Source organism: Erwinia sp. (genome assembly GCF_031978025.1).
Classification (GTDB): Bacteria; Pseudomonadota; Gammaproteobacteria; order Enterobacterales; family Enterobacteriaceae; genus Erwinia.
The window spans coordinates 17,045-22,211 of record NZ_DALZCD010000035.1; the positions used below are offsets into that span (position 1 = coordinate 17,045).

The following is a 5,167-nucleotide window of genomic DNA, read 5'->3' on the forward strand; positions in this document are numbered from 1 at the left end:
GCATCCCAACGTGAGAAATCATTACGGGCGTGGCGCATCAGGAACGTAAGCTGTGCATCGCTCCAGTTATAGTCCAGCTTCACCGGCGCAGAGAACTCACGCAGCAGCGACGGGATGGGCTGTTGATAAACCTTGTCAAAGACAAAACTCTGGAACTCTTCCGTTACGTTCAGCACGTGATGAACCGGATGCCCATTGTGCTGCAAAGGGATCACATTGCCTTCGCTGTCATAAAGCTCGATATCCAGCGGGATATGCAGCGGCAGCTTGTTTTTCTGATCGGCCGTTGGCGGCGTCATTTGCGTCACGTGCAGCGTGTACTGCTCCAGTTCGGCGTTATAGTCATCGCGCACGGAAAGCACCGGCGTGCCGGACTGGCTGTACCAACGGCGGAACTGGGAAAGATCGACGTTTGATGCATCTTCCATCGCCTGCACAAAATCGTCGCAGGTCGCTGCGCTGCCGTCGTGACGCTCGAAGTAAAGCTGTATGCCTTTTTGGAAATTCGTCTCGCCCAGCAGGGTATGCAGCATACGGATGACTTCAGATCCTTTTTCATACACGGTTAGCGTGTAGAAGTTATTCATCTCAATCACCTGTTCAGGGCGAATGGGATGCGCCATCGGGCTGGCATCTTCTGCAAACTGCGCACCGCGCATAACGCGAACGTTATCGATACGATTGACGGCGCGAGAGCCGAGATCGGAGCTGAACTCCTGATCGCGGAATACCGTCAGCCCTTCTTTCAGGCTCAGTTGGAACCAGTCGCGACAGGTGACGCGGTTACCCGTCCAGTTGTGGAAATATTCATGGCCAATAACCGCTTCAATGCCCAGATAATCTTTATCGGTCGCCGTTTCTGCTTTCGCCAGCACGTATTTGGAGTTAAAGACGTTCAGGCCTTTGTTTTCCATCGCCCCCATATTAAAGAAGTCGACGGCAACGATCATGAAGATATCCAGATCGTATTCCAGACCAAAGCGCTGCTCATCCCACTTCATGCTGTTTTTCAGCGAGGTCATCGCCCAGTCGGCGCGGTCAAGGTTGCCACGATCGACAAAGATCTCCAGTGCGACATCACGACCTGAGCGGGTTGTAAAGCTGTCGCGCAGCACGTCAAAGTCGCCTGCTACCAGGGCAAACAGATAGCAAGGTTTTGGAAAAGGATCTTCCCATTTAACCCAATGACGTCCATTCTCCGCGGCGCCGCTGTCAATCCGGTTACCGTTTGACAGCAGATACGGATACAGCTGTTGTTCTGCGATAATCGTCGTGGTAAACCGCGCCAGCACGTCAGGTCGATCCAGATACCAGGTAATATGACGGAAGCCTTCGGCCTCGCATTGAGTACAAAGCGCCTCGCCCGATTTATACAGGCCTTCCAGCGCGCTGTTTTTATCCGGATGAATATCGTTGACGATTTTCATCGTGAAGGTGTCGGGCAGGCGAGACACAATCAGTGCGCCCTCTTCCAGCACGTAGTCCGTCCAGGGCTGACCGTCGATGTCCAATGAGACCAGCGACAGGTCTTCCCCGTCCAGACGCAGCGACGCATCAGCCTGGCCCAGACGCTTTACCCGACTGACGGCCGTCACGCGGGTGGTTGCAGCATCCAGTTCAAACGTCAGGTCGATATCGGTAATGGTGTAATCCGGCGCGCGATAGTCATGGCGATTTTTGGCTTGTGGCAGTTGCGTCATAAGTGCTTCTCATGTCGATAATTAGTTAACTTTCCAAGTCTATTCCGCTTCCTGCAATGTTGCCATGGAGAATCGTGTCGGGCCGTCTGAATTGCTGTTAAAAGCTACATTCTCTTAACAATCGCACGGATTGCCCTCGACCTGCCGGATCGAATTGTGCTGTGATCGGGTTCAATAAATGAGTATTCAAGTTATACTCCTGCGTCATTACTATTTTTGAAACCAGGGATAACGCTCTTCGCCAGAGGATGCTGAAACGCACCATGACACGACATGCTTCCCCGATACTGACCACGCTGCTGGATACGGACGCCTACAAGCTGCATATGCAGCAGGCGGTATTTCATCGCTATCAGAACGTTTCCGTAGTGGCTGAGTTTCGCTGCCGTGGTGACGATCTGCTTGGCATTTATGCTGAGGAAATCGCTCAACAGGTGACATTGATGCAGTCGCTGGCGCTCAGCGACGAAGAGAGCCGCTATCTTGCCGATCTGCCTTTCTTTAGTGCAGATTATCTGCAGTGGCTGAAACACTTCCGCTATGACCCTTCTCAGGTACGCATCCGCAACCATCAGGGCAAGCTGGACATCCGCATCGCCGGCCCGTGGCTTGAGGTGATTATGTGGGAAGTGCCGCTGCTGGCCCTGATCAGCGAAGTGGTGCATCGTCACCGCTCGCCGCAGATCGTTCCCGCTATGGCCGTGGAGCGCCTGCAAAGCAAGCTGCTTGACTTTGGCAAGCTGACGGCGGATTTAGATATGTCTCGCTTTAAGCTGATGGACTTCGGGACTCGCCGTCGTTTTTCTCACGATGTGCAGCTGGCAATTGTCAGCACGCTGAAAGCGGATTTCCCGTGGCTGGTCGGCTCCAGCAATTATGATGTCGCCCGGCGGCTGCAGCTTGCCCCGGTAGGTACGCAGGCCCATGAATGGTTCCAGGCGCATCAGCAAATCAGCCCCGTTCTGGCCAACAGCCAGCGCGCTGCGTTGCAGGCCTGGCTGGAAGAGTATCCTCATCGTCTGGGTATCGCGTTGACCGACTGTATCACCATGGATGCTTTCCTGCGTGATTTCGGCCTCAATTTTGCCAGCAGCTATCAGGGATTGCGCCATGACTCCGGCGATCCTGTTGAGTGGGGCGAAAAAGCCATTGCGCATTATGAAAAGCTCGGCATTAATCCGCAGGAGAAAACGCTGGTTTTTTCAGACAATCTTGATTTGCCGAAAGCGGTGGAGCTTTACCGTCACTTTGGCCAGCGAGTAGAGGTGATTTTCGGCATTGGCACCCGGCTGACCTGCGATATTCCAGAGGTAAAACCGCTGAATATTGTGATCAAGCTGGTAGAGTGCAACGGCAAACCGGTCGCCAAACTCTCTGACAGCCCGGGCAAAACTATTTGCCAGGACAAAGCGTTTGTTCGCGCCCTGCGCAAAGCTTTCGATCTCCCGCTGGTTAAAAAAGCCAGCTAGCCTGCTTCCAGAGAGAAAGGCACGCGTCTTTCTCTCTGGCTGATAGTCCTTCGTCAATAAATCTCCTGCCTTGCAACGAATTCTTCTTGTGTCTCATCTTCTGGCAAGTAACATAGTATTGCCCCGATTTCGGGTAATTTTAATTCTGCATAAGAGAGACTTATATGAGCGTTGTGCCTGTAGCGGATGTACTGCAAGGCCGGATCGCGGTTGACAGCGAAGTCACCGTTCGCGGCTGGGTGCGTACACGAAGAGATTCAAAAGCCGGTATTTCCTTTATCGCCGTCTATGACGGTTCCTGCTTTAATCCCGTCCAGGCCGTCGTAAATAATTCTCTGAATAATTATCAGGAAGAAGTGCTGCGTCTGACCACCGGCTGTTCCGTGGTGATTACCGGGAAAATTGTGGCCTCGCCAGGCCAGGGCCAGAGCTTTGAAATTCAGGCCAGTGCAGTTGAAGTCATCGGCTGGGTTGATGACCCGGACACCTACCCGATGGCGGCCAAGCGTCACAGCATTGAGTATCTGCGTGAGGTGGCCCATCTGCGTCCGCGCACTAACCTGATTGGTGCGGTCGCGCGCGTTCGCCACACGCTGGCGCAGGCGCTGCATCGCTTTTTCGATGAGCAAGGGTTTTTCTGGGTTTCCACTCCACTGATCACCGCTTCCGATACGGAAGGCGCCGGTGAAATGTTCCGCGTCTCTACGCTGGATATGGAAAACCTGCCGCGTACGCCGGAAGGTAAAGTTAATTACGATGAAGATTTCTTCGGCAAAGAAGCTTTCCTGACCGTTTCTGGCCAGCTTAATGGTGAAACCTACGCCAGCGCGATTTCCAAAATCTATACCTTTGGCCCAACATTCCGTGCTGAAAACTCTAACACCAGCCGTCACCTGGCGGAATTCTGGATGCTTGAGCCGGAAGTGGCCTTTGCCGATCTGGAAGATAACGCCGCGCTGGCAGAAGCGATGCTGAAGTACGTCTTTAAGGCTGTTCTGGCCGAGCGCGCCGACGATATGGCTTTCTTTGCTGAACGCGTAGACAAAGAAGCGATTACGCGCCTGGAACAATTTGTTACTACCGATTTTGCCCAGGTAGATTACACCGAGGCTGTTGAAATCCTTAAAGCGTGCGGCGAGAAGTTTGAGAATGCCGTTTCCTGGGGCATTGATCTTTCTTCCGAGCACGAGCGCTACCTGGCCGAAAAACACTTCAAAGCGCCGGTTGTGGTGAAAAACTACCCGAAAGATATTAAGGCGTTTTATATGCGCCTGAACGACGATGGAAAAACCGTTGCGGCAATGGACGTTCTGGCGCCGGGCATTGGCGAAATCATCGGCGGTTCCCAGCGTGAAGAGCGTCTGGACGTGTTAGATGCACGTCTGGCAGAAATGGGGCTGAACAAAGAAGATTATTGGTGGTATCGCGATCTGCGTCGCTACGGCACCGTGCCTCATTCCGGATTTGGCTTAGGTTTTGAGCGCCTGATTGCATACGTGACCGGCGTGCAAAACGTCAGGGACGTTATCGCCTTCCCAAGAACGCCGCGCAACGCCAGCTTCTGATTTATGCATTAAATATAAGAAATTCATATATATAACTAAGGTCAGCTCTGCTGGCCTTTTTTTATTTTTGTAAATTTAGATATAGTTCACAAAGTTCCGTATTATTTACATTTTGACACACAATCTTTCCCCCTGTAACCAGAATAGGATATTAGTAGCATTTTCGAGGTAGATTAACCGGACCGCCAATGGAAAGATGCGTGCAGATACAGGAAGACACCAAACTCTCATCGTAGTTCTGTAAAGAATTATTGACGGCAGTGGCAGGTGTCCAGATAACTCCAATGAGGGTAATAAATAATGATGAAGCGCAATATTCTGGCACTGGTTATTCCAGCCCTGTTAGCCGCTGGTGCAGCCAATGCAGCAGAAATCTATAACAAAGACGGCAATAAGCTGGACCTCTATGGTAAAGCAGTAGGTTTGCATTATT

General features: G+C 52.1%; 3 protein-coding genes and 1 pseudogene. 3 read left to right on the forward strand and 1 reads right to left on the reverse strand.

Annotated elements, in window-relative coordinates:
- On the reverse strand, positions 1-1,700 hold a 1,700-nt coding region (gene pepN / locus RTK32_RS04535; protein WP_312042311.1), incomplete at its 3' end, for an aminopeptidase N.
- A gap of 263 nt (positions 1,701-1,963) precedes the next feature.
- Here pepN and pncB point away from each other — a divergent pair.
- From pncB to RTK32_RS04550, 3 genes and pseudogenes are all read left to right on the forward strand, one after another.
- Positions 1,964-3,169 carry a nicotinate phosphoribosyltransferase gene (gene pncB / locus RTK32_RS04540; protein ID WP_312042312.1) on the forward strand — a complete coding sequence of 402 codons (1,206 nt, stop codon included), beginning with the start codon at positions 1,964-1,966 and terminating at the stop codon, positions 3,167-3,169.
- 164 nt (positions 3,170-3,333) lie between these two features.
- The gene (gene asnS, locus RTK32_RS04545) at positions 3,334-4,734 is read left to right on the forward strand and encodes an asparagine--tRNA ligase (protein WP_312042313.1); all 1,401 of its coding nucleotides are present in this window, start codon (positions 3,334-3,336) and stop codon (positions 4,732-4,734) included.
- 303 nt (positions 4,735-5,037) lie between these two features.
- Positions 5,038-5,167, forward strand: a pseudogene (locus RTK32_RS04550) (porin OmpC); the annotation flags it as partial.